Origin of the sequence: Parachryseolinea silvisoli (assembly GCF_021190955.1) — a bacterium.
GTDB lineage: Bacteria > Bacteroidota > Bacteroidia > Cytophagales > Cyclobacteriaceae > Ohtaekwangia > Ohtaekwangia silvisoli.
The window spans coordinates 167,304-193,650 of sequence record NZ_JAIOAO010000003.1; the positions used below are offsets into that span (position 1 = coordinate 167,304).

A 26,347-nucleotide genomic window follows, 5' to 3' on the forward strand; every position below is an offset into this window, starting at 1 on the left:
AAATGCAAGTTTTTTCATCAGTTCGCGATCCCCTGGTAACCGGCGGGAAAACCGTAGGAGATGTTTCGCACGATATCTCCCGGCACGTAGAAAACAAGCCGCCTCGTTCATGGTGGTTGGCGTTTGCTATTTCCCTCGTGGTACTGTGCTACGGTCTTTACTGTGTATGTACTGTACTTTGGAACGGTATCGGTGTGTGGGGGTTGAATAAAACAGTAGGATGGGCCTGGGATATCACCAACTTCGTGTGGTGGGTTGGTATCGGTCACGCCGGTACGCTGATCTCGGCGATCCTCTTGCTGTTCCGTCAGAAGTGGAGAATGTCCATCAACCGTGCTGCGGAGGCGATGACGATCTTCGCCGTTATTTGCGCGGCTACTTTCCCCTTGATCCACATGGGCCGTCTCTGGCTCGGCTTCTACTGGGCGCTGCCGCTGCCCAACGCGTTCGGTTCACTCTGGGCGAACTTTAACTCGCCGCTGCTGTGGGACGTATTCGCGATCTCAACATATTTCACGGTATCACTTGTATTCTGGTATATCGGTCTGATCCCTGACTTCGCTACTATCCGCGACCGTGCGGTGGCACAAGGCAGCATGGTTCGGGCGCAGATTTACAATGCCATGAGCTTCGGCTGGCAAGGTGGTGCCAAGACCTGGATGCGCTACGAAGCTGTAGCCCTCATTCTGGCTGGTCTTTCTACACCGCTCGTACTTTCGGTTCACACGATCGTATCCATGGACTTTGCAACGTCGGTTATTCCCGGCTGGCACACGACAATCTTCCCGCCGTACTTCGTTGCGGGAGCGATCTTCTCAGGCTTCGCGATGGTATTGACGCTGCTGCTCATTACCCGCGTTGTATTTAAACTGGAAGATTATATTACCATCTACCACATTGAGCTGATGAACATCATCATCATCGTTACCGGTTCCGTGGTAGGTATCGCGTATATCACCGAGCTGTTCATCTCCTGGTACTCCGGCGTTGAATACGAAGGATATGCTTTCTACAACCGCGTACAAGGTCCCTATGCCTGGTCATACTGGTCGATGATGACCTGTAACGTAATCTCGCCGCAGCTGTTCTGGATCAAAAAGATTCGTACCAGCATCGTGGCTACATTCGTGCTGTCGATCGTGGTGAACATCGGCATGTGGTTCGAGCGTTTCGTGATCATCGTAACCTCGCTGCACCGTGACTACGTACCGTCGAGCTGGACATACTTCCATCCGACCATGTACGATATCGGTGAGTACCTGTTTACCTTCGGGTTATTCTTCACAGCATTCCTGCTGTTCGCGAAATTCTTCCCGGTTATCAACATGGCCGAAGTGAAAAGCATTGTGAAAACAGACTCCGAAAAAGTATCGCATTAAGCCTTAAATGATCTAGTAGAAAATGAATGCAGATAAGAACTTTTTAGTAGGCGTATTCAACGATGAAGTTGTCCTGCTGGACGGCATCCAGAAAGTACGCACGAGCGGACTGAAGATACATGAAGTATTTTCACCGTTCCCGGTACACGGCATTGACGATGCCCTCGGCCTGAAGCGTTCGCGCCTGCCGCGCGCAGCCTTCCTGTTCGGTTTGACCGGTACGACCCTGGCCCTTACCATGCAGATCTGGATGCTGGGTTATGACTGGCCGATGATCATCGGTGGTAAGAACTTTGCGTCCCTGCCGCCCTTTATTCCGGTTACGTTCGAGTTGACGGTACTGTTGTCGGCCCTCGGCATGGTGGCGACCTTTATGATCGTCAGCGACCTGAAGCCATACAAATGGCCCCGTCAGTTCGACATCCGCAGCACGGACGATAAGCACGTAATGGCGATCGACCTGGCGCTGAACAGCGGCAAGAGCAAAGACGAGATTGCCCGCATCCTGCGCGACGCTGGTGCTTCTGAAGTGAATGAAAAGAATTTTGAATAATCATAGTATACTAACCATGCGTTTTGTAAAAACCTTGTTTGTGGGAATGTCGGCCGCCATGCTTCTGGCTTCATGTGGAGCAGGTGGAGATAACCAGGGGTTGGAATATGCCCCCAACATGTATCACTCAGTAGCCTATGAGCCCTATAGCCAGATCGTTGACGAGGATGCCGGACGTTGGGTAACGTCAATCGAGTATCCCGATGGTCACGCCGAGTTCTTCAACTCGAATAAATTGAATGGTAAATATCGCATGAACATGCGTGAGCCTGCCGCCAATACCGTGCCGCGTAACAAGCACGGCTGGTTGCCGTACCGTCTGGGCAAAGATAGCCTGGCGTTTGCGGCCGCTACACAGAAAAACCCGCTGGACTCTACCGCGGCGATCGTAGGCGAAGGCAAAGTGCTGTACGAAATGTACTGCGACCATTGTCACGGCCCGAAAGGCGAAGGCAACGGTAAGGTAGCCGACAAATATGCCGGTGTTCCGAACTACAAGTCTGACGCGTTGAAGAACATCAGCGAGGGACACATCTTCCACGTCATTACCATGGGTAAAGGCCTGATGTGGTCACACGCTTCACAAGTGAGTGTCGAGGAGCGTTGGAAGATTGCCAAGTATGTTAAAACGCTGCAGAAATAGTAGGGTAGAAGCAAGAGAATCAAAACAGAGAACCGACCACGGATAACGATAAAACAATGGCTCATCATCACGTAGAAGTTGCTGACGAACAGTATGTATTCAGACCGGAGACCAAGCGGAAGCTTTTTTACCTGCTCTTTGCAGGTATCCTGCTCTTCGCTATCGGCCTCGTGTCTGCAATCACCCAAGAAGGTAAAGGTGGGCACCATGAAGAGGGGCACCACGGAGCTTTACACACCGAGAAGATGGTCGCCAGCAACGACCATGACGCTGCGGCTTCCGAAGGCCACGGCCACGATGCCCATGCTGCCGGCGCGCACCACGAGACTGCTACCTGGCTGAGGCGGTTATATTCCACACTGTGGCATAACAACATTTTCTTCGTAGGCCTTGGTATTATTGGTTTGTTTTTCGTCGCCATTCAGTACGCTGCCATGGCTGGCTGGTCGGCCGGTGTGAAGCGTATTCCGATGGCCATGGGTACCTGGATTCCGATTGCCGGCGTGCTGACGCTCGTGCTCTGGTTCCTGACCAGCCACGACATTTTCCATTGGACACATAGTTACCTGTATGATCACGCAGGTCCGCAATTCGATAAGCTGATCAACAAAAAAGCACCGTTCTTCTTCTGGCCCCTGGCCGGCGGTACTTTCCCGCTCTTTTATATTGCTCGTATGGTCATCTTCTTTGGTCTGTGGTATTATTTCTTTACCAGAATCAGAAAGAACATGATGGAGGAAGATATCGATCCGTCGACAGCCTACTGGTATAAAAACCGTGTGGTATCCACTGTATTCCTGATTATTTTCGGTGTGAGCTCGTCGGTAGCGGCTTGGGACTGGGTTATGAGCATCGATACACACTGGTTCTCGACCATGTTCGGCTGGTACGTATTCGCCAGCTGGTGGGTAACGGGTTTGGCGACCATCACCCTGATCGTTGCCAGCCTGAAGTCAGCCGGCTACCTGAAAGTGGTGAATGCAAATCACCTGCATGACCTGGGGAAATTCTGCTTTGCATTCTCAATCTTCTGGACATACATCTGGTTTGGTCAGTTCCTGCTGATTTACTACGCCAACATTCCTGAAGAAACTGTTTATTTCATTGAGCGTATGAGAAACAGCCCTTATAGCTGGATCTTCTACTTCAACATTGTCGTGAACTTTGTTCTTCCGTTCCTGCTCCTGATGACACGCGATTCAAAACGTCAACTGTCTATGCTGAAGCTGGTTTGCCCGATCATTATCGTAGGACACTGGTTTGATTTCTTCAACATGGTGACTCCCGGCGTTATGAAGCTCGACGGCGGCCTCGGCCTCCTGGAGATCGGCACCTTCCTGATCTTTGCGGCAGTATACCTGTTCGTGGTTCTGGGTAGTCTGACGAAGCTGCCGCTGGTCGGCAAAAACGATCCGATGTTACAAGAAAGTCTTGGTCACCACATTTAATTTATAGAAAGCGCTATGATGAGTTTGATTATTGTTCTGGGTGTTGTTCTGGTCCTCGGAATTCTATTCCTGATCTTCCGGATAAGCACTTTAGTAGGCATCGCGAAGGGAAAGAAGGAGGAGCTTGTAAGTCCCAACAACGGGATACACGCTGTACTCTTCGTTGTTTTCCTCGTCGGGAGTCTGGCACTTTTCTTCTGGTATTCGATTACCCGGTTCCATCTGTATACATTGCCGATTGCTTCTGTGCACGGCAAGGAGACCGATAGACTTTTCTGGATTACGATGGCCATCACCGTAATCGCGTTCGTGATCATTTCGATCATCATGTTCGTGTTCCTTTATCAATATCGCTACAACCCGGCGCGTCGCGCGAAGTTCTTCCCGGACAACCATTACCTGGAGCTTACCTGGACGATCATCCCGGCTATTGTACTGGCGCTGCTGATCTTCACCGGCCTGCGTACGTGGAACGATATCACCGGCCCTGCATCGAAAGATGCTGAAGTGGTTGAGCTGATCGCGCAGCAGTTTGCCTGGACTGCCCGTTACCCGGGTGTGAAAGACAAGTCGCTGGGTAAAGTGAACTATAAGCTGATCGACGCGGTAAACGAATTTGGTCTGGATCTGAGCGACAAGAACTCGTTCGACGACTTTAAATCATTGGAACTGCACTTGCCGGTAGGGCAAGAGGTTCTCCTGAAGATTCGTGCGAAAGATGTTATTCACAGCGTGTTCCTGCCGCACTTCCGCGTGAAGATGGATGCTGTGCCAGGTATGCCGACACAATTTAAGTTCAAGGCGACCAAGACTACAGAGCAAATGCGCGACGAGCTCGGCAACCCGAATTTTAATTATGAGCTGGCCTGTACAGAGATCTGCGGTCGTGGACACTTCTCCATGAAGATGTCAGTGATCGTAGAAGAGCAGGAGGCCTACGAGCGTTGGAAGGCTTCACAGGAGGCCTGGCTGAAACAAAACCCCGATTACCTGAACAAGGTACCGGCGGAATTGAAGGAGGCCGCTATGATCAAAGCCGGTATGCAGGCTGACCCCGGCGCCGGTGTAGCGGCAGTGAAAGAATAAGAAGCAGTTTTCCAATCAAGATTTATCAACGACATGGCAACAACCGATATCCACCTTCACCAAGACGTACACCACCACGACGATGGTCACGATCACGACCACGAGCATCACGGTGGTAACTTCTGGACTACGTATATCTTCAGCGAAGATCACAAAATCATCGGTAAGCAATTCCTCATCACCGGTATCTTCTGGGCACTGTTGGGTGGTACGCTTTCGGTCATCTTCCGTCTGCAGCTCGGTTTCCCCGACATGAACCTGGATTGGCTGAAGCCGGTCCTGGGCGGCTGGATCACTCCCGAAGGTAAGCTCGACCCCGAGTTTTACCTGGCGCTGGTGACGATGCACGGTACCATCATGGTGTTCTTTGTACTGACCGCCGGTTTGAGCGGTACGTTCTCGAACTTCCTCATTCCGTTGCAGATTGGTGCACGTGATATGGCCTCGGGCTTTATGAACATGCTGTCATACTGGTTCTTCTTTGCTTCCAGCGTGATCATGTTTGTTTCGCTGTTCCTCGAGACCGGCCCTGCGGGTGGCGGTTGGACAGTATATCCTCCGTTGAGCGCCCTGCCGCAAGCGATTAAAGGCTCCGGCCTGGGTATGACCCTGTGGCTGGTGGCGATGGCGTTGTTCATTGTGAGCTCGCTGTTGGGAAGCATCAACTACATTTCGACTGTAATCAACATGCGTACACGGGGTATGTCGTTTACCCGGTTGCCGCTAACAATCTGGGCCTTCTTCTTCACGGCCATCATTGGTATTCTGTCGTTCCCCGTACTGTTTGCTGCTGCGTTGTTGCTGATCTTCGATCGTAGCTTCGGTACCAGCTTCTACTTGTCAGACATTTACATCGGTGGTGAGGCCCTCGCACACGACGGCGGCAGCCCCGTATTGTTCCAGCACTTGTTCTGGTTCCTCGGTCACCCGGAGGTATATATCGTACTGTTGCCCGCGCTGGGGCTCTCATCGGAGATCATCGCGACCAACTCGCGCAAGCCTATCTTCGGCTACAAAGCCATGATCGGTTCCATGCTCTTCATCGCCATTCTGTCGTTCATCGTATGGGCACACCATATGTTCGTAACGGGTATGAACCCCTTCCTGGGCTCGATCTTCATGCTGTTGACGCTGATCATCGCGGTACCTTCAGCGGTTAAGATTTTCAACTATGTAACAACACTGTGGAAGGGTAACATCATCTTTACGCCGGGCATGCTGTTCTCGATTGGCCTGGTGTCGTTCTTCCTGACGGGTGGTATCACCGGTATCTTCCTGGGTAACTCGGCCATCGACATTCAGCTGCACGATACATACTTCGTTGTAGCCCACTTCCACCTGGTAATGGGTAGCGCTTCGTTCTTCGGTATGCTGGCGGGTATTTACCACTGGTTCCCGAAGATGTTCGGTCGCATGATGAACGAGCGTCTGGGCCACATTCACTTCTGGATCACGTTCGTCGGTGTATACATGGTGTTCTTTCCGATGCACTACATTGGTATCGCCGGCTTCCCGAGAAGATACTACTCCTGGACAAACTTCGAAACCTTCAGTGGTTTCACCGATCTCAATATGCTGGTGTCTGTAGCGGCTGTCCTGACGCTGGCGGCCCAGTTCATCTTCCTGTTCAACTTCTTCTACAGCATCTGGCGCGGTCGGTTGGCTCCCGCCAACCCGTGGAACTCCAACACGCTGGAGTGGACTACACCGCGCAACCCCGGTCACGGCAACTGGCCTGGTGAGATCCCGGCGGTATACCGCTGGCCTTATGACTACAGCAAGCCGGGCGCGAAGGATGACTTCATTCCGCAGACCATACCGTATTCGGAAACGCCGGAATCCAACCTTCCGCACGAAACCGAGTTGATTAAGCTGGAAAGCACTTCCGGGGATGACATCATCATCCAGGGCGGCAAGCTGGAAGGCAACCATTAATAGATACTTATAGCAGGGTTCCAGGCTCCGCAGGGAAAGGTGGCAACATCTTACCGCAGCCTGGAACCCTGAGCTTTTTAAAACGATTCATGAGGTCCTTTCGAAGGCTAACGATTTCTACGCTGATCGCCGTCTATGTGCTGATCCTGGTCGGCGGTGTCGTGCGCAGCACCGGTTCGGGCATGGGTTGCCCCGACTGGCCGAAATGTTTTGGCCAGTGGGTACCACCTACGTCCGTCGAGTCGTTGCCAGACAACTACAAGGAGATTTATGCCGCCCATCGCGACAAGAAAAACCAGCGGTTTGCGAAATATTTGCACCTCATCGGCATGGATGAAACGGCCGATAAGATTTTGAAAGATCCCACTGTCTTACAAGAAGCAGACTTTAATCCCACCAAGACGATGATTGAGTATCTCAATCGTCTGACCGGCGTGATCATTGGTTTCCTGATCCTGGCGGTTTTTATTTCGTCCATTCGCTTTCGGCGTACGGAGCCGCGGCTTACGACTGTGTCGCTGCTATCTTTTTTGCTCGTATGTTTTCAGGGCTGGATTGGCTCGTTTGTCGTGTCGACAAATCTCACGCCGTGGACGATTACCGTACACATGTTCCTGGCGCTGCTCCTGGTAGCGCTGTTGTTTTACCTGGTACACCGTGCGAGCTACGCCACGATGATCGACTCGTCTACGGGCTTTTGGTGGCTGCTGGCCTGTATGGGGGTACTGTTGGTACAGGTGCTGTTGGGCACGCAAGTGCGCGAAGCCCTCGATGAAGTGGCCACGTATGCGGTGCGCGAGCAGTGGATCGAGAACCTGGGCGATGCTTTTATTTTACACCGTTCGTTCTCGTGGATAGTGCTTCTGCTGCATGTCGGATTAATCCTGAAATTGCGCAAAACTGAGGGGGCAAAAGCTTTCCTGCTTACCCTAATCGTGCTAATTTTGGGCACTATTTTAACGGGTGTCAGCATGGCCTGGTTTGCTGTGCCGCCGTATCTTCAGCCGGTGCATTTATTACTGGCGTCGCTTACGTTCGGACTCCAGTTTATGTTGCTATTAAAGCTCAATAGAAAAGAAAAACCTGTAGCTACGCTATCATGATTGCCGGACAAACGCATTCACTTCCAGGAGCGACTCTCGCGGGGGCCAAAGCCCGGGCGTATTGGGAACTGTTGAAGTTCAGACTTTCCTTTTTGGTGTCTTTCTCCTGCGCGTTTGGGTATGTGTTGGCGTCGCCGCAGATCAACTGGTTTACCCTGGCCATGGTCTTCACCGGCGGGTTCCTGTTGTCGGGTGCGTCGGTCACGATCAACCAAATTATCGAGAAAGACCTCGACAAGCTCATGACCCGCACGCTGGTGCGCCCGCTTCCCACGGAGCGGCTATCGGTACAGGAAGCTACTGTATTTTCCATCCTTTGCCTGGTAGCGGGCATTTCATTGCTGATCGCATTCACCAACCCCTTGACAACAGCACTATCGATTCTGTCGATGTTGCTGTATAGCTTTGTCTATACGCCGCTGAAACGCGTCGGACCGATTGCAGTATTTGTGGGTGCTATTCCGGGCGCCCTGCCGCCACTGCTGGGTTGGACGGCCGCCACCGGCGCCATTTCACACGAAGCGTTGATCATCTTCGGGATACAATTTATTTGGCAGTTCCCGCACTTTTGGGCCATAGCCTGGGTGGCGGATGAAGACTATAAGAAGGCCGGCTTTAAGCTGCTGCCTTCCGGCGGCCAGAAAGACCTGAACACCGCTATTCAGATCATGATCTATACCATGTTCCTGATCCCGATGGGCCTGCTGCCGGCAACGTTCGGCATCACGGGCACACTGTCGGCCATCGTGGCCACCGTATGCGGCGTATTATTCTTTGCACAGACCTTTTCGCTGATGCGCTCGGGCGACCGCAAGGCCGCGCTGAAGATCATGTTCGGTTCATTTTTGTATTTGCCGATCGTACAGATCGCTTACTTGTTAGATAAACTTTGAAAGAGGGGAGGAATACGTATGGCAGTAGATATCAAGATTGTAGAAGAGGCCCGCGAGCCGAGGTCGATGGACCCGAAGAAGTTCGGACTGTGGCTTTTCATGGCTACCGTGGTGATGCTTTTTGGTGCATGGACCAGCGCGTATATTGTGAAGCGCGGGGACATGGGCTGGTCGGAGATCATTCTGCCCGACATGTTCTGGGTAAATACCGTCATTATTCTGACCAGTAGCGTGCCCATGATCTGGGCGGTGCGTGCAGCGAAGCAAGACAAAGCCGAGCAGCTGAAAATTGCGCTCGGCGTGACGACCATTCTGGGGATCGCCTTTGTGGTGGGTCAGTTTCTGGCATTCTCCCAAATGATTGACTTCCACGAGCATTTCACTGGCGGAGCGGTTTCTCATTCCTTTGTATATGTATTAAGTGGCGCGCACGGGCTGCACTTAATCAGTGGGGTGGTGGTCTTGTTCATTGTTCTGCGGGCTACCCTGCAAGGACGCGTACACAAGGGTAATATGAACACGCTCGAAATGTGTGCTACGTACTGGCACTTTTTGGGCGTTCTTTGGCTATATTTGTTCGTCTTTTTGTTGCTGAATAAGTAGCAAGGCGAGCGGGAAACGCAGTATTTAACCAACAGAAGATAACTTTAAACCTGAAAATTTAACTTAGAATATGGCAAGTACCTCAGTAGCAACGGCTCCGGGACGGAGCGCCTGGGATGGTGGAGTATCACCCATGGGCGCCAGCTATGGCAAACTCATGATGTGGTTCTTTCTGCTGTCGGATGCTTTTACGTTTTCCGCCCTCCTCGTTACCTACGGCATGGTTCGCTCAGCGCACCAGGCGTATGCAGGCACCGTTGAGGCCTTTAAATTTTCAGCATCGTACTGGCCCATTCCTGAAAAAGTATTCGAAGCAGTACCCTTCCTGCACGGTGTAGAATTACCGCTCGTGTTTGTGGGTATCATGACCTTTATCCTCATCATGAGCTCGGTCACCATGGTACTGGCGGTAGAAGCTGGTCACCGCATGGACCGCGTAGCGGTTGAGAAATGGATGTTGTGGACGATCCTTGGCGGCCTTACCTTCCTGGGTTGCCAGGCATGGGAGTGGTCGCACTTTATCCACGGTGCAGAAACTGGTAAGGCAGTAGCGGACGGTACGACGTACTTCGGTGCCAGCCTGACGCATAACCAGTATGGTCCACGCGACTTTGCGGCGTTCTTCTTCTTCATCACGGGCTTCCACGGTACACACGTGTTCTCGGGGGTGGTGTTGAACTTCCTCATCTACTACAACACTGTGATGGGCGTATACGACCGTCGTGGTCACTATGAAATGGTGGAGAAAGTAGGCCTTTACTGGCACTTTGTAGACCTGGTATGGGTATTTGTATTTACCTTCTTCTACCTGGTATAATTTCGATCGATCAACGTCCTATATAACCGAATAGACATGGCACATTCTGAAGAAACTACACATGTTACCGTAATCCCTCCGGATACCGCGAAGATTAAGAAGCTGTGGATGACGGCGGGTATCCTGCTGGTGATCACACTCCTGGAGTTTACCGTAGCCTTCACCGTTCCGCACGAGTACAAAGACGTGCGCGTATGGATCTTCATCCTCATGACGATCGTGAAAGCTGCCTATATCGTAGGCGAGTTTATGCACCTTCGCTACGAGGCAAAGATCCTGATGTGGTCGATCCTTATTCCGCTGGTATTTGTCGTATGGATGCTGGTAGCCTTTATTTACGAAGGCACACAGATTTCAGTAGCACGGTTCTTCCACTAGTATGAAAGAATAGTATATAACGGAAGGCTTAGGTGAGAAACTTAAGCCTTCTGTTTTTTCACGAAAGGGGAGAAGACTGTTATGAAAGGTAAAGGAATATTGTTGCTTGTGGCGCTGGTGTTGCCAACCTGCATTTTTGTGTTTCTGAAGTTCTTTGGAAAGAACGAGTTTGCTGTGGAACCGCTGTATCAGGTGGCACCGAAAGAGGGAGTGGCCGCCGAATGTGGCGCGCTGAATTTCCCTTACCAGGTGCCCGACAGTGTGTTGAAGAAATACGTACAAATGGGCAAAGACAGTATGGTGTTGCTTGCGGTCGGAGAATTGAATAAAGAAAGCGACACGCAGTTAAAGCGAGTGGAAGAAGAGTTTGGTGATATATCGTTTATCAGAAGGTTGATGACCAACCAGGCCCCATTAAACAGGACGCTACGAAAGTGTGTTTTCCTGTTGCCCGAATCCTCTAATCTGGTGCTAATAGACAAAGAAGGCACTATCCGGGGACAATACAATGCGAGCGATCGCGAAGACGTCGACAGAATGCTAACCGAACTAACCATTATTTTTAAAAAATATTAATCTCTTATGGAACACGTGATTGAAGTAGAGCAGAAGAAAGAACCATATAGGAAATTGATCATAGCGTTGTCCGTGGTCATTCCGGTGGCAGTAGCGGTACTGTTTGGTGTGAAGGTTCCCGGGTATGACCTGTCGTTCCTGCCGCCGATCTATGCGAGCATGAATGGCATCACCGCTGTATTGTTGATTGCCGCGGTGGTGGCCATTAAGAATGGCAAACGCGTGTTACACGAGCGCCTGATCAAAATCTGCATGCTCTGCTCGGCATTGTTCCTGGTGATGTACGTATTGTATCACATGACGAGCGACTCTACGCCGTTTGGTGGCACAGGCCCCATTCGCTATGTATACTTCGTTATTCTGATCTCACACATTCTGCTGTCGGTCATCGTCATCCCCTTTGTACTGTTTTCGTATGTACGCGCCCTGTCGGGTAACTTTGCCCGTCACCGGAAGCTGGCCAAGGTAACTTTTCCGATCTGGCTGTATGTCGCCGTGACCGGCGTGATCGTTTATTTAATGATTAGTCCGTATTATCCTCAACACTAAAGAGGTCATATGAAAAAGCTTATCATCCTTTTCGCCCTCATCGTAGCCGGTAGCCTGCACGAAGTGGCTGCGCAGTGCGCGATGTGCCGCTCGACGCTGGAAAACAACTTCTCCAATGGCCAGGCTGGCATTGCCGCGGGTATTAACACCGGCATATTGTACTTGCTTTGTATTCCGTATCTGGCGGTTGGCATTTTAGGATATCTGTGGTATAAATCAAGCCGAAATGGCGGAAAAGAGCTCACTGACAGCATTACTGCAGGGTAACTGCCCGCGTTGCCGCGAAGGAAAGATCTTTACCTGGTCCATTTTGGAAAAGCCAGGGAAGTTTAACGCGATGAACGAGTTCTGCCCGCACTGCGGCGTGCGTCTGGAGCCCGAGCCGGGTTTTTATCAGGGTGCCATGTACGTAGGCTATGGTTTTACAGTGGGGCTCCTGGTGGCCTTCAGTATTATCTTCTTTCTTTTCTTTCCCGATAAGTCCGAGTGGTTTCACATCGGCGTATTCGTCGGCGTTATGGTGCTGTTTATACCGTTGAACTACCGCTATTCGCGTATCTTGTATCTCTACCTCTTTGGCGGTATTGGTTACGATCCATCCAAAAAATAGCGCCCGGCGCATGGATTGGCACGCCGTTGGTGGTTAATTTAGGAGAATGAGATCCGGCATCGTAAAACTTAGTATTGCCTTCGTTGTATTTCTTGTCGCCGGGTTGGTATCGGTCTACACGTCGAACCAGTCCGATACGCGCTCGACAACCGAGCGACTCTCAGCACGACTGGAGCGTGTCGTCGGAAATACGGGGCTGGAGCTGGCCGAAGTAGATGCGCGGTGGCAACGCGACTCGGTGCTCATGGCCCCCAAAGACTCCTATCGTTCTTTCTTCTTATATAACAATGGCCAGGTAGTAGCCTGGACAGATAATTCTTTTGTGCCGACGTATGCCTCGGTGTCGGATACATTTTTGATCAAACTGCTTAAAGCCGGCAACAGCGACTACCTGGCGCAAAAGCGCAATCGCCCGGATGGCAGCGTCCTGATCGGCATCGTGCCGCTTTATCGCCGCTATGCCATCACCAATAATTATCTAAACGCGTCCTGGAATACGCGTCTGTTTCCCAACGGCAACGTGACGATTCTGGAGCCTTCGGCGCCGACGGGCATTCCAGTCTGTATACAAGGCCACTGCCCGTTTAAGGTCAACTTCCCCGACGGGCTTCCCGCATACCAGCGCACCCGTGTAGCAGCAGTTATTTTATTGGCCCTGGCACTGCTGATGTTGTACCTCCTGTTGTACCAGCTAGCGGTATATATACCCTATGGCGAATTGGCTGTGGCGTTGTTATACCTGGCATTTTTAGGCATACGACAAGCGATGCTGCATTTTAATTTCCCGGCGACAATCCTTGCCTCCGACGCTTTTAATCCTCAGGTCTTTGCCTCCGACTCCCTCAATGCTTCACTGGGTGATCTCGTGTTAAACGAGCTGTCGCTCTTAGTGGTGTGTGTATTTGTCTTTCGGCAGTATGTGCGGTTTAAAGGGGCGCAGTGGCGTTTCCGGTATAAAGCGTTTGCATGGCTATGGAATGTAGTGTGTGCACTTTGCGTGTTGTTTGCGCTGCTGTTTCCGTTTGTGGTAATTCAGACGTTATACAACAACTCGTCGCTGTCGCTCGACATTGCGCAGCTTATACAACCCGATGGTATGAAGCTCCTGGCGTTTACGGCTGTGCTGCTGTCGGGTATCTGTACCTTCTATTTTGCCCACGCTTTTATTCGGTTGCTGGCCGCGGAGCGTAACCGGCTGCGGCTGATCTTATCATTTCTGGTTGCCGTGGCAATCTTTGCGGGCATCAATACATTGACGGGGCAGGAGTTCCGCTCGACGATCGTCACCACGGTAATCTATGTAACGGTGGTGTATAGCCTGCGATTGTATGCCAGCCTCCGCCGACTCGGGTTTGCCACGTTTGCCTATTTATTCATTGCCGTGTTTGTGCTGGCGGCCAATGGCGCCTACACGTTACAGTACTTCGCCGAGAAGGAGAAGATCGAACACCAGTTCCGTTTTGCGGCTGACTTCCTCATCGAGCGCGACTACTTTGGTGAATATTTACTCGCCGAAACGGCCAATGACATTGCCCAGGACGTATTCATTCAAACACGGCTGGGTAGTCCATTCCTGAGTCGCGATGCAATCCGGCAGAAAATCCGACAGGTGTTTATGCCGGTCTACTTTAATAAGTACGATGTCGACATCTATCTCTTTAGCCCCGCCGGTGAGCCGCTGTCCAATTATGCCCCGGTAACATTCTCAGAGTTGCTGGCCCAATACAACCAGGATGCCTACCGGACGGACTACGCGGGCGTGTATTACGTCAGCGATCCGACCAGCGATGCTGCCCAGCAATACCTGGTGCGTGTACCCGTCCACCGCAGTGGCACCATCGTGGGGTATGTGGTATTGGAGCTGTCGTTGAAAAAGGTCATTCCCGAGAGCGTCTATCCTGAGCTGCTTGTAGATAAACGTATCCAACAGTTTTATGAAAACCAGGACCTGAGCTATGCTGTGCTGGCGGGCAATCGCATTTTGTATACCTCCGGCAACTACAACTACGATCAGCAATTTGACATTGCCTGGCTCGGAAGTCCCGAGATACACCAGACCGGCCTCGAGATCGATGGCTATGATCACATTGCTCAGGAAGATTCAAACGGACGCGTGGCGGTGGTCACCTCCCAGCACGAGCCGTGGATGGCCCGCTTTGCCGACTTCTCCTTTCTCATGACGCTGGGGCTCATGCTCATCCTGGTCTTTATTGTCGTGCAGGGCGTTGTCAATTATATACAAGGCGATAAGCTGTATTTCTCTGCGCGCATTCAGCTTTTGCTGAATGCTTCGTTCTTCCTCCCGCTGATCATTGTCAGCGTCGTGACCTTACAGCTAATCAGCCGCTCGTCGCAAAACCAGCTGAACGAAGAATACCTCAGCAAGGCTCGCAGCGTAGGGCAGCAGTTGGCAGGTTTCCTGAGCGATGCGGCGGAAGGCACAGGAGAAAGCGGTGTTGGCTTCGAGAACCAGGTCGCCAGCCTGGCGGCACTGGCTAACCTCGACCTGAATGTCTATACACCCGACGGGCAGTTGCGGGCCACCAGTCAGCCGTTGATTGTCGAGAACGACATCGTCTCGCACTATATGAATCCCCAGGCCTGGCAGAAAGTAAAAGCGGGGGAACGTCTTTTTATTGAGCAGGAGCAGATCGGTTCGCTGGAGTACTCGGTGTCGTATGCCGCACTCAAGTCGCCCGTGACCGGTGAGCTCACCGGCATTCTCGGGATTCCCTTCTTTCGTTCGGCTGCCTCGCTGGAGAAAGTCCAGATAAACATTCTCGCCACCATCCTGAACATCTTCACCATCATCTTCATTGCACTGGTGGTGCTGGCGTACTTTGTATCGAAGTGGCTGACGTTCCCGTTGGAGTTTATCACGCAATCGCTGCGCAAGACGTCGCTTACCAAAACCAACCAGCCACTGGTATGGCGGTCGGACGATGAGATCGGTATGATGGTGAAGGAGTATAACCAAATGCTCTACAACCTCAGCGAAAGCAAGGCCGAATTGGAGCAGACACAACGCGAGCGCACCTGGCGGGAAATCGCGCAGCAGGTGGCGCACGAGATCAAGAATCCGCTCACGCCCATGAAGCTGACACTGCAACAACTGGAGCGCTCGGTGCAAGGCGGAACTGCATCACCCGAAAAGACCGGCAAGGCCGTGTCGAGCTTGCTCACCCAGGTAGATACGTTGAATGATATCGCCTCGTCGTTTAGCGCCTTTGCCAAAATGCCCGAGCCGGTCAACACCCGCTTCGAATTGATGAGCGTCGTGCGACGCATCGTAGACTTACATAGCCACTCAGGTGTCATCCATTTCCGCGAGCCATTCAAGGAAGTCTTTGTGGTAGGAGACGAGGCCTTGTTGGGGCGGACCTTTTCTAATATAATATTGAATGCCTTTCAGGCCGCGCGCTTTTCTGAACCGGTAAGCGTACACGTTAACCTGCAGAAAACCGACGCCGGTATCGTGATCACCTTCCAGGACAACGGCAAGGGCATCGAGCCCGAAGTCGCGGACCGCATCTTCTTCCCGCACTTCACCACCAAGCAGTCAGGGTCGGGTCTGGGCCTGGCCATTGCCAAGCAGGCCATCGAGCAGATGAAGGGCCGTATTTGGTTTGAGACCGAGCTCGGCCGGGGCACGACCTTTTTTATCGAATTGCCCGTCTCCCAGGCCTAGCCCTATTAAAAGGGGGATCACCCCTGTAACTATTTTGAAAAACATCGGTACCCTCTGTGCAACCCGGCGTGCCCGGGGCTGTCATTGTCACATTGCATCAAACGCTACCGGTATGATTAAGAACTATCTGCTAATCACCTTCCGAAACATTTTCCGAAACAAGCTTTTCTCGGGTGTAAACATCCTGGGACTTGCCTTTGGCATTTGCAGTACCTTGCTCATATTATTATGGGTGTTCGACGAACTCCAGGTCGACAAGTTTCATGCGCAGTCCGACCGGCTTTACCGCGTCATGGAAAATCAGAAGGCAGCCGACGGCAGGATCTATACCTGGTCTGCTACCCCGGGGCCCATGGCTCCCTTCATTAAAGACAAATACCCCGAGATCGAGTTAGCCACACGCGTTACCTGGGGAGAAAACCTGCTCTTTCAATTTGGCGAAAAGTCATTCTACAATGAGGGAATCTATGTAGACCCGGACTTTCTGCAGATGTTCACGTTCCCACTCCTGGTGGGCGACGTCAATACCGCGTTGAAAGACAAGAGCTCCGTCGTGATCAGTCGCAAGATGGCCGAAAGTTATTTTGGCTCTGCCCAGGCAGCATTGGGTAAGATCTTCCAGGTAGACACCAAAAAGACCTATACGGTAACAGGGGTATTAGAAGAAATTCCCAAAAGCGCTTCGATGCAGTTTGAATACCTGTTGCCCTTCCAGGTCTTTTTCGACGTGAACAAAGAGTGGCTCGACGAATGGGATAACAACAACGTGCGCACCTACCTGGTGTTGACCAGGGGAACCGACATAACGAGCTTCTCGACTAAGTTCCGCGATGAGATAGCAACCCATGAGGCCCAAACGAATGTCTCGTTATTTGTACAACCCTATGGCGACGCCTACCTGTATGGTGATTTTGACAACGGCATACAGTCGGGGGGACGTATCGAGACAGTGAATATATTCCTGATCGTAGCAGCCTTTGTGCTGGTCATCGCCTGTATCAACTTTATGAACCTTTCTACCGCCCAGGCGACCAAGCGGGCCAAAGAGGTGGGGTTGCGCAAAGTGATTGGCGCCGTGCCGCGACAGCTGTTCCGGCAGTTTATGGCCGAGTCGTTCTTTACCGTACTGCTTTCCGCGGCGATTGCGGTCTTGCTGACGTTTGTGCTGCTGCCGGGGTTTAATATCTTAACGGGCAAGGATGTTCAGCTTGATGCGGTCGATCCCAGGGTATGGATCATCTTCGCCGGCATCATCGTCTTTACCGGGTTTGCCGCCGGCAGCTATCCGGCCCTGATCATCGCCGGGTTCAAGCCCGCGCAGGTATTGAAGGGACAGCTCAAGAGCGGCAACCGCGCCGCGACCTTTCGCAAGGCACTCGTGGTTGTGCAGTTCTCGCTCTCGATTATATTGATTATTAGCACCATCGTGGTGTTCCGGCAAATGAGCTTTATGGAAGATCGCGACATCGGCTTTGATCGTCAGAACCTATATTCGGTTTGGATGGAAGGAGGTCTTTCGAAGAAGTTTGAGTCGTTCCGCAATCAGCTTCTGGCCATGCCGGGTATCGAAAGCGTTACGGCGTCCAGCCAGTCGCCGATCAATGTCGGCAACTCCACCTACGGGGTGCAGTGGGAGGGTAAGAACCCTGAAGACAAGATACTGTTCTCCAACATGAACGTGGACTACGACTTTGTCCAGTCGTTAAAAATGGAGATGGCCGAAGGCCGGGCATTCGACCGCAGCCAGGTGGCGGACAGCGATAATTATGTCTTGAATGAGGCCGCCGCCGCGAAGATCGGGTTAAACGATATTGTCGGACGCGAGATCACCATGTGGGACCAAAAAGGCAAAGTCATCGGCGTGGTCAAGAACTTTAACTTCGGCTCGTTGCACAGTGCCGTCGAGCCGCTCATCATGCGCATCGATACCACGTGGATGAACTGCATGCTCATCCGGTCCGAAGCAGGCAAGACGACAGAAGCCCTGCAGTCTACGGAGAAGTTGTGGAAGGAATACCTTCCGCAATACCCGTTGCGTTATAAATTCCTGAGTCAGGATTGGGAAGAATATTACAAGTCCGAAGCCCAGCGCGGCAAAGTATTTAACGTTCTTTCAATCGTATCGATCTTCATCAGCTGCCTCGGCTTGTTTGGCCTGTCGGCCTTCTCGGCCGAGCGTCGCACCAAAGAGCTTGGCATTCGCAAAGCCATGGGAGCATCGACCTCGGGCCTGGTCCGATTAATGGGCCAGGAGTTCAGCGTGCTCGTGATGGTGGCGGCTGTCATCGGTTGCCCGGTCGGGTGGTACGTCATGAGCCAGTGGCTGGAAAGTTATGCGTACCATGTGGAAGTAGGGTACCTGGTGCCGGTCATCGCCGCTGTGGCTTGCTTTGTCGTCTCAGTCCTTACCGTCGCGTATCACTCCCTGCGCGCCGCCACCAAAGACCCCGTGCAAACATTGCGGCACGAATAAGCATTTTAGGGTATAATCGGGTTACCGGCCAGCACATGACAGTTTGCAGCACCGCGATTGTTTATCTTTATTCGTAAGAAATAAAGGTCACTTTCTCTGCGTGTTATAGAATCCTGGCCGATCATTTTATTTAACACTGAATCCGCTAACTTTAAGTGTTGATAAAATGACACGCACAGACGTGCCGACAGACAAACTATGAAGGTGGCGTTATTTGTGCCCTGTTACGTGGACCAGTTCTATCCCCAGGTAGCGATAGCAACCCTGGAAGTATTGGAAAAACAGGGCGTTACAGTAGTATATCCCACGCGGCAAACCTGCTGCGGGCAACCCATGGCCAACTCAGGCTTTGAGCACCTGGCTACCGGTTGTAACGAGAACTTCGTGGAGAGCTTTGCTGACTGCGATTACATCGTCTCACCGTCAGGAAGTTGTGTGCTGCATATTAAAGATCATTTACACGTAGACGGCGCCGAGGAAAAGACGGCATCGATTCGTCAACGTACCTACGAGCTGGTGGAGTTCCTCACCGACGTATTACAAGTCAAGACACTCACCAGCCGCTTTCCGCACCGTGTCGGCCTGCACCAAAGTTGTCATGGACAACGTGGGTTGAAGCTGTCGCAGATGTCGGAGCTGGTAGCGCCTCCGTTCTCCAAGACCGGCCAACTGCTCGGCTTGGTAGAAGGACTCGAGCTGGTGCAGCTCAACCGCGCGGATGAATGCTGCGGATTCGGAGGCACCTTCTGCGTGGCGGAGGAAGCGGTGTCGGTAAAGATGGGCAAGGACCGCGTGGCCGATCACCAGGCACACGGAGCGGCCTTCATCACCGGTAACGATATGTCGTGCCTCATGCACCTGGATGGCATTCTGCGCCGTCAGAACAGCCCCACGAAAATTGTACACGTCGCCGAAATCCTCAACGCATGGTAAGCCCTTCACACCCCCGGCAGGATCACGCCACCCTGGCCGAAAAGTTTAACCGCGACGAAGCGCGTGTGGACTGGCACGACAAGACACTGTGGTTCATTCGCGAGAAACGCGACCGCGCTGCCCGCACCTTGCCGGAGTGGGAAGACCTGCGCGAGGCGGCGTCGCAGATTAAAAACCGCGTACTCGACAATCTGCGCGACTACCTGTTGCAGTTCGAAGCACAGGCGCAACGCAACGGTGTCACCGTACACTGGGCTGCCAACGCGGAAGAGCATAATCAGATTGTACACCGCATCATCCAACAGGCCGGCGTGACCAACATTGTCAAGAGCAAGTCGATGCTGACGGAGGAATGCCACTTGAATGATTACTTACAAGAGAAGGGTATAACCGTCGTCGACACAGACCTTGGCGAGCGCATCGTGCAACTGGCGGGTGAATCGCCTAGCCACATCGTGTTGCCTTGCATTCACTGGAAGAAAGAAGAGATCGGCGAATTATTTCATAAGCACCTGGGCACACCGGCCGGCAATGCAGACCCCAAGTTTCTCACGGGTGCTGCCCGCGAGCACCTGCGGCAGCGGTTCATGACCAGCCGCGTCGCCATCACGGGGGTAAACTTTGCCGTGGCAGAAACCGGCGAAGTTGTGGTATGTACCAACGAAGGTAACGCCGACCTGGGCGTGCAACTGGCCGATGTACACATTGCGTGCATGGGCATTGAAAAGATCATTCCCGAACGCAAAGACCTGGGCATCTTCTTACGGCTGCTGGCGCGAAGCGCTACCGGCCAGCCGGTCACCACGTACTCCAGTCACTTCCGTCGGCCGCGTGTCGGGCAGACCATGCATATCGTGTTGGTTGACAACGGTCGCAGTGCACGTTTGCAGGAGGAAAGCTTCCGCAATGCGCTGAAGTGTATTCGCTGCGGCGCGTGTATGAACACCTGCCCGGTATATCGGCGCAGCGGTGGGCATAGCTATCACTACGCCATCGCCGGACCCATCGGCGCGATCCTGGCGCCGGCACTCGACATGAAACAACATGCCGACTTGCCCTTTGCCTCGACGTTGTGCGGGTCGTGTACCCACGTGTGCCCGGTAAAGATCAACATCCATGAACAACTCTATGACTGGCGGCAAGTGCTTGCGCGCCAGGGGTATGTAGGAGGCGTGAAGAAGTTGGGCTTGATGGGTATGGCCGCCGTGTTGGCGCGTCCGCGAATCTATCGGTGGAGCGGTGCCCTGGGGCGATGGTTTATGAAACATATGCCGGCCCTTGTGAACAACAGACTAAATCCGTGGTACAAACAACGCGAAATGCCGGCAGTGCCCCGGCAATCGTTCCAGGAGTGGTACCGCCAAAACCGACAACAACATGGACAGCAGAGATAAAATACTGCAAACATTAAAGGCTGGCATGAGGTCAACCCCCACGTCGCAGGCGCTGCCGTCGACGCCGCATACCGCTACCGTCGACGAACTCACCACACGTTTTGAGACAACGCTCACCGGCATCGGTGGCAACGTGGTGCGGGTGTTCTCCTGGCACGAGATTATGGAGTATATCCGCGGCACCTTCACGTCGGCACAGCGTATCATTTCCGCGGTACCGGCACTTGACCTTCCTGCCGCGGTGACACCGGCTGACCCGCACAGCTTTGAAGATGTAGACCTGGTTGTATTGGAGCCGTACTTCGGTGTTGCCGAAAATGGTGCAGCCTGGTTGACTGACAGCCGCATGCCCGATCGGGCGCTGCCGTTCATTGCGCAACATATTGCCCTGGTATTGCGGGTGCAAGACCTCGTGCCGACCATGCAAGAGGCCTATGCCCGCATTGGCTCGGAACAGTATGAACTGGGAACGTTCATCGCCGGTCCTTCCAAGACCGCCGACATCGAGCAGTCGCTGGTGTTGGGCGCGCATGGCCCTAAAAGCATGACTGTCTTTCTGTTGCAGCTGTCGTAGTCCGTTGCCGGGATGGTACAGGATGCATCCCCTCGTCTGTCGTGCCTAGCTTAAAGAACGTTTACTGTTACCCCCGTATACCGATGAAGCGCATTGCTTTTAAAATGAAGCTTAACCCCGGCTGCCGCGAGGAATATACCCGCCGCCACGCCGCCTTGTGGCCCGAAGTAAAAACCCTGTTACAGGAAGCGGGCGTACACGATTACGCTATATTCTTTGATGAAGATACCGACACACTGTTTGCCGTGCAGAAGGTCGGTGGTGCTGCCGACTCACAAGCCCTGGGCAACCAGGAAGCTATTCGTCGCTGGTGGACCTACATGGCCGATATCATGGAGACCAACCCGGATCATTCGCCGGTAAGTAAACCACTGCCCGAGGTTTTTTACCTGCCCTAATACCGTACTGATTACCATGATGAGTAAACGCGTTGGCTCAAGTATAGTAGAAAGTGCCGTTGTCACCTTAAACGGTCAGGTGCTCGACACCTTGCTGGGACCGGAGTGGCGCTGGAACGCTTTGATCCTGTGCCCTAAAATAGGCGGCATCTATCGATCACTAGTTCGCCGTAGAAGGAACTATACTTTTGATATGGGTTAATTGATTGGGCCGGCTTGATACGCCGGCTTTTTTTATGCCTGCAAAAAAAAACAGAAGCCACTTCAACGTGAAGTGGCTTCTGTCATGCTAACCGATCAGTAACTAAACTATACCGTCTCCGGTACTTCCTTCTTCGAATTCTTACCCAACACCCGCATCGTCTTCAACACCGAATCGGGCGTCACCGAGATACTATCAATACCCTCCTTTACCAGGAACTCAGCAAAGTCCGGGAAGTCGGAAGGCCCTTGTCCACAAATACCAACCTTCACACCGTGCTTCTTCGCCGTCTTGATCAGCATCGAGATCATACGCTTCACGGCATCGTTGCGTTCGTCGTAGAGCTCAGCCACCAACGCCGAATCGCGGTCCAGTCCTAACGTAAGTTGCGTCAGGTCATTCGAGCCAATCGAGAATCCATCGATATGCTGTGAAAACTCATCGGCCATTAGAATGTTCGAAGGAATCTCGGCCATCAGATATACTTCCAAACCATTCTCACCACGTTTCAAACCATAATTCTCCATCACCGTATAAACTTTCAACAGTTCACCCACCGTGCGGCAGAACGGAATCATCACGACCACGTTCTGCAAGCCCATCTGCTCGCGCACACGCTTAATGGCTTTGCATTCTAACCCAAAGGCGCGTTGGTACTCTTCGGAATAGTAGCGTGAGGCCCCACGCCAACCAAGCATCGGGTTTTCTTCCTTCGGCTCAAAGTATTTGCCTCCTAGCAGGTTTTCATACTCGTTGCTCTTAAAATCCGAGAACCGTACAATCACGCGGTTCGGGTGAAACGCTGCGGCGATCTTGGCAACACCGTAGGACAGCTTATGCACGAAGAATGCCTCCTCGCTTTCATACCCGCGCGTCAGCTCTTTGATGCGTTCCGTGAGGGGCGCGTCGTTCAGCTCGCGGTGTTGTAATAGCGCCAGCGGGTGTACTTGTATATAGTTGTTAATGATGAACTCTTCCCGCGCCAGGCCCACGCCGGCATTGGGTATGTTCGAAAACTTAAACGCCAGTTCGGGTGAAGCCACGTTTAGCATGATGGGCGTCGACACGGTCGGAAGGTCTTTCAGGTCGGTCTCGGTCTTCTCAAACGGTAGCTCGCCGCGGTACACATATCCCACATCGCCCTCACAGCACGACACTGTTACCGTCATGCCGTCACGTAGAATAGAGGTTGCGTCCAGGCAACCCACAATCGCCGGCACACCCAGCTCGCGGGCTACAATGGCGGCGTGACATGTACGGCTGCCCCGGTTGGTGACAATGGCGGCGGCCTTCTTCATGATCGGCTCCCAGTCCGGGTCGGTCATGTCCGTCACAAGAACGTCGCCTGCCTGGAATTCAATGCCGTCGCGCGAGCCATCGCGGCCGTCGAGCGAATACATAATGACCACCTTGCCCGAAGCGATCTTGTCGCCTACAGCAATACCGCGCACGATGCGTTCGGCAGGAGCGGGCTTTGTGATCGTGTATTCTATAAAATTATCGCGCTCCCGTTGGGAGTGGATCGTCTCCGGACGTGCCTGTACGATGAAAAGCCGGTTTGAAAGACCGTCGACAGCCCACTCCACGTCCATGGGACACCACGACCCACGCTTCTCCGAGTAATATTTTTCAATAATGCAGACCCATTCCGCCAGGCGCAACACCTGCCGGTCGTTCAGACAGAAACGATCGCGTGCTTCACGCTGAACGTTTAGTACCTTGGTCAGCTGACCGGGGTCATCGCCGTATACCATCTTCTGATCCTTGCGGCCCAGCTTCTTTTCAATAATTGGCTCGAAGTCTTTTTCCAGGGCCGGCTTAAAGACTATATATTCATCGGGCGACACGGCGCCTTGCACCAGCAGCTCACCCAAACCATACGATCCGTTGATGACCACCACATCGCGGAAGCCGGACTCTGTATCCAGCGAGAAGGCGACGCCGGATGAAGCCAGGTCAGCGCGTACCATCTTTTGCACACAGACGGACAGCCCGATATCAAAGGCATCAAAGTTAAAGTCAACACGGTAGGAGATCGCCCGGTCGGTAAACAACGAAGCAAAGCAGTTGCGGACAGATTCTAACAACCCCTCCGGCCCACGCACGTTGAGGTAGGTTTCCTGTTGACCGGCAAAGGATGTATCGGGCAGGTCTTCGGCCGTTGCGCTTGAGCGTACAGCCACATCGGTAGCATCCTGGTCGTATTGACGCGACAGCGCGGCATATCGTAATTTGATCTCATCTTCCATCGCCTGCGGGAAACGGCCGTTACGGATCAACTGACGCAACTGTGTACCGCCCTTGCGCAGGGAGATCAGATTACTCATGTCAATTGAAGAGATGATCTCGTGGATCTTCGCGTCCAGGTTATTGTGTTGGAGATACGCCCGGTATGCTGTAACCGTAATGGCAAAGCCGTCCGGAACGGCAATACCTCGTGGCGTCAGGTTGCGGATCATTTCGCCCAGGGAGGCGTTCTTTCCTCCAACAAGGTCAAGGTGTTCCATACCCACCTCGTTGAGGCCGATGGTAAATTGATATGACGTCTGCATGCTTTGGGTTATTAATTGAACAGCAAAAAAATGTCAATTTATAACCTTATGCAAACGTTTGTAATAGACTATTTTCGGGGTTTTGGTCTCAGATTAGGAAGTGTGCTGCTGACCCTTAACGACCACATTATCTTCTATGTGATCTGCTACAGTTGCCGGTATAAAATTGGGCAAATCCAGTACAAACCGTGTACCTATACCGAGTTCCGATTCGATCGTCATGGTGCCATGAAGTTTCTCCACGGCCTCTTTTACAATATATAGACCCAGGCCTGACCCCTCGTTCTCGTCGGTCGCACGAAAGAACATCTCCGTCACCTTCGCAATATAGTCGGAATTGATACCGATGCCATTGTCTTTGATCTCGATGTGTGCCGAGGCCTTCGAAACCGTAGCCTGAATTTCGATAAACGAGTTTTTCTTCTGTAAATCGCTATACTTAATAGCGTTAGAGATCAGGTTATTAAAAACTACCGACAAACGATACTGGTCCGAGTAAAACGGTACTGGTTCTTGAATCGTAACGGTCTGGGTTATGTTTTCCGAACCGGCCATAAACCGCATGCGCTCCAGGTTGTCATGGATGATGCGGTTCAGGTCCACACGCTCGATGCGAATGTCTTTTCGCGCGTTGCGGGAATAATCTAAAATGTCTTTCAGGGTTTCGTCCAGCTTCAGAATACTTTCTTCAATCATCGCATGATACGTGGACAACGAACCGTTGTTGTTGTGCCGGTCTTCCAACTTCACGAGATTGATAATGCCCAACACAGACATCAGCGGCGCCCGCAGATTATGCGAAACACTATAGACGAAGGTGTCAAGCTCTTTGTTGATCTTGCTAAGCTCTTCAATGGTACGCAACAACTGATTGTTCTTAAACTTGAGTTCTGCATCCGCATTGAGCTTGGCCCGGTGCAAAGCATGTTGTTTTAATGCTTTGTTTATCGCCGCGGGCAAACGTGTTAAGCTTGTTTTGAGGATGTAGTCATCGACTCCCTCTTTGATCGTATCGTTGGCAAAGTTTTCAGATACCGCTCCAGACACTAATATAAAGGGGATGTCTACTTTGTTGGCATAACATAATTGTAACGCTTCTGATGAATCGAATTGCGGTAAGTAGTGATCCGATAGGATCACGTCGGCATTATACTCCTTTAGTGCGGCGACAAAGGACTCTCTGGTGCTGACGTGTTTCAATTGGAAATTCACGCCGCCTTTTTGCAATTCCCAGGCGATTAGCTCAACGTCTTCCACGTCATCATCCAGTACTAGGATTTTTAATTCCGGTTTTAGTTTCAAAGTGCAATGAAGTTTGAGTTTGCAACGACAACATCCTGCTAAAACCCCGTACCCCCCTGAATTGTTTGGTTTTAGAACCATCAGTCCGATGAATAACAAGGAAATGGGGAAAAGAAAACACATATTTTGTAATACCCCTGCCGTTGGGAGGAATATTCCACAAACACCTCGAAAAGAGCGTCAAAAAATAGTGCCAATGACACCAGGGCTATTTTTCAACCGCAATCGCGGCATGGGTGCAAAAATTTAAGCTTATTC

At 52.2% G+C, this 26,347-nt stretch carries 24 protein-coding genes; 22 read left to right on the forward strand and 2 right to left on the reverse strand.

Annotated elements, in window-relative coordinates; genetic code table 11:
- Nucleotides 1-2: 2 nt before the first annotated feature.
- From nrfD to rhaM, 21 genes are all read left to right on the forward strand, one after another.
- On the forward strand, nt 3-1,379 hold the full coding sequence (nrfD, locus tag K7P01_RS18115; RefSeq protein WP_267295619.1) for an NrfD/PsrC family molybdoenzyme membrane anchor subunit: 1,377 nt from the start codon (nt 3-5) through the stop codon (nt 1,377-1,379).
- A 22-nt stretch (nt 1,380-1,401) separates the two neighbouring features.
- Nucleotides 1,402-1,932, forward strand: coding sequence for a DUF3341 domain-containing protein (locus K7P01_RS18120; RefSeq protein WP_267295621.1), 531 nt, complete (start codon nt 1,402-1,404; stop codon nt 1,930-1,932).
- A gap of 16 nt (nt 1,933-1,948) precedes the next feature.
- Nucleotides 1,949-2,575 carry a c-type cytochrome gene (locus K7P01_RS18125; protein WP_267295623.1) on the forward strand — a complete coding sequence of 209 codons (627 nt, stop codon included), beginning with the start codon at nt 1,949-1,951 and terminating at the stop codon, nt 2,573-2,575.
- 56 nt (nt 2,576-2,631) lie between these two features.
- Nucleotides 2,632-4,023, forward strand: coding sequence for a quinol:cytochrome C oxidoreductase (locus K7P01_RS18130; RefSeq protein WP_267295625.1), 1,392 nt, complete (start codon nt 2,632-2,634; stop codon nt 4,021-4,023).
- A gap of 15 nt (nt 4,024-4,038) precedes the next feature.
- Nucleotides 4,039-5,109, forward strand: a complete 1,071-nt coding sequence (locus tag K7P01_RS18135) for a cytochrome c oxidase subunit II (protein WP_267295627.1) — start codon at nt 4,039-4,041, stop codon at nt 5,107-5,109.
- 33 nt (nt 5,110-5,142) lie between these two features.
- Nucleotides 5,143-7,044 (forward strand): cytochrome c oxidase subunit I, encoded by a 1,902-nt coding sequence (locus K7P01_RS18140; protein ID WP_267295629.1) that lies wholly within the window; start codon nt 5,143-5,145, stop codon nt 7,042-7,044.
- An 89-nt stretch (nt 7,045-7,133) separates the two neighbouring features.
- A complete protein-coding gene (locus K7P01_RS18145) occupies nt 7,134-8,147 on the forward strand; it encodes a COX15/CtaA family protein (protein WP_267295630.1) in 1,014 nt (337 codons plus the stop codon).
- Nucleotides 8,144-9,040, forward strand: a complete 897-nt coding sequence (gene cyoE, locus K7P01_RS18150) for a heme o synthase (protein WP_267295632.1) — start codon at nt 8,144-8,146, stop codon at nt 9,038-9,040. The genes K7P01_RS18145 and cyoE overlap by 4 nt, the downstream gene beginning before the upstream one ends.
- Nucleotides 9,041-9,058: 18 nt before the next feature.
- Nucleotides 9,059-9,643 (forward strand): cytochrome c oxidase subunit 3, encoded by a 585-nt coding sequence (locus tag K7P01_RS18155; protein ID WP_267295634.1) that lies wholly within the window; start codon nt 9,059-9,061, stop codon nt 9,641-9,643.
- Between the two features lie 70 nt (nt 9,644-9,713).
- A complete protein-coding gene (locus K7P01_RS18160) occupies nt 9,714-10,460 on the forward strand; it encodes a cytochrome c oxidase subunit 3 (RefSeq protein WP_267295636.1) in 747 nt (248 codons plus the stop codon).
- A 36-nt stretch (nt 10,461-10,496) separates the two neighbouring features.
- Entirely contained in the window at nt 10,497-10,838 is a 342-nt protein-coding gene (locus tag K7P01_RS18165) for a cytochrome C oxidase subunit IV family protein (RefSeq protein WP_267295638.1), read from the forward strand.
- An 81-nt stretch (nt 10,839-10,919) separates the two neighbouring features.
- A complete protein-coding gene (locus tag K7P01_RS18170) occupies nt 10,920-11,414 on the forward strand; it encodes a hypothetical protein (RefSeq protein WP_267295641.1) in 495 nt (164 codons plus the stop codon).
- A gap of 6 nt (nt 11,415-11,420) precedes the next feature.
- The gene (locus K7P01_RS18175; protein WP_267295643.1) at nt 11,421-11,963 is read left to right on the forward strand and encodes a DUF420 domain-containing protein; all 543 of its coding nucleotides are present in this window, start codon (nt 11,421-11,423) and stop codon (nt 11,961-11,963) included.
- Between the two features lie 9 nt (nt 11,964-11,972).
- The gene (locus K7P01_RS18180) at nt 11,973-12,230 is read left to right on the forward strand and encodes a hypothetical protein (RefSeq protein ID WP_267295645.1); all 258 of its coding nucleotides are present in this window, start codon (nt 11,973-11,975) and stop codon (nt 12,228-12,230) included.
- Nucleotides 12,190-12,573, forward strand: a complete 384-nt coding sequence (locus K7P01_RS18185) for a DUF983 domain-containing protein (protein ID WP_267295647.1) — start codon at nt 12,190-12,192, stop codon at nt 12,571-12,573. The genes K7P01_RS18180 and K7P01_RS18185 overlap by 41 nt, the downstream gene beginning before the upstream one ends.
- A 46-nt stretch (nt 12,574-12,619) precedes the next feature.
- A complete protein-coding gene (locus K7P01_RS18190; RefSeq protein WP_267295649.1) occupies nt 12,620-16,261 on the forward strand; it encodes a sensor histidine kinase in 3,642 nt (1,213 codons plus the stop codon).
- 112 nt (nt 16,262-16,373) lie between these two features.
- On the forward strand, nt 16,374-18,734 hold the full coding sequence (locus K7P01_RS18195) for an ABC transporter permease (protein ID WP_267295651.1): 2,361 nt from the start codon (nt 16,374-16,376) through the stop codon (nt 18,732-18,734).
- Nucleotides 18,735-18,932: 198 nt separating this feature from the next.
- Nucleotides 18,933-19,667: a (Fe-S)-binding protein gene (locus K7P01_RS18200; protein WP_267295653.1), complete on the forward strand. Its 735-nt coding sequence runs from the start codon at nt 18,933-18,935 to the stop codon at nt 19,665-19,667.
- Nucleotides 19,661-21,061, forward strand: a complete 1,401-nt coding sequence (locus K7P01_RS18205) for a lactate utilization protein B (protein WP_267295655.1) — start codon at nt 19,661-19,663, stop codon at nt 21,059-21,061. The genes K7P01_RS18200 and K7P01_RS18205 overlap by 7 nt, the downstream gene beginning before the upstream one ends.
- On the forward strand, nt 21,045-21,635 hold the full coding sequence (locus K7P01_RS18210; RefSeq protein ID WP_267295657.1) for a LutC/YkgG family protein: 591 nt from the start codon (nt 21,045-21,047) through the stop codon (nt 21,633-21,635). The genes K7P01_RS18205 and K7P01_RS18210 overlap by 17 nt, the downstream gene beginning before the upstream one ends.
- Before the next feature lie 83 nt (nt 21,636-21,718).
- Nucleotides 21,719-22,033: an L-rhamnose mutarotase gene (gene rhaM, locus K7P01_RS18215; protein WP_267295659.1), complete on the forward strand. Its 315-nt coding sequence runs from the start codon at nt 21,719-21,721 to the stop codon at nt 22,031-22,033.
- 309 nt (nt 22,034-22,342) lie between these two features.
- Here the strand turns inward: rhaM and ppsA are convergent, their stop codons facing one another.
- A complete protein-coding gene (gene ppsA, locus K7P01_RS18220) occupies nt 22,343-24,787 on the reverse strand; it encodes a phosphoenolpyruvate synthase (protein ID WP_267295661.1) in 2,445 nt (814 codons plus the stop codon).
- 93 nt (nt 24,788-24,880) lie between these two features.
- Nucleotides 24,881-26,089 (reverse strand): sensor histidine kinase, encoded by a 1,209-nt coding sequence (locus K7P01_RS18225; protein ID WP_267295663.1) that lies wholly within the window; start codon nt 26,087-26,089, stop codon nt 24,881-24,883.
- A gap of 88 nt (nt 26,090-26,177) precedes the next feature.
- Here K7P01_RS18225 and K7P01_RS18230 point away from each other — a divergent pair, with 88 nt between their 5' ends.
- Nucleotides 26,178-26,339, forward strand: a complete 162-nt coding sequence (locus tag K7P01_RS18230; protein ID WP_267295665.1) for a hypothetical protein — start codon at nt 26,178-26,180, stop codon at nt 26,337-26,339.
- The last annotated feature ends 8 nt before the right edge of the window (nt 26,340-26,347 follow it).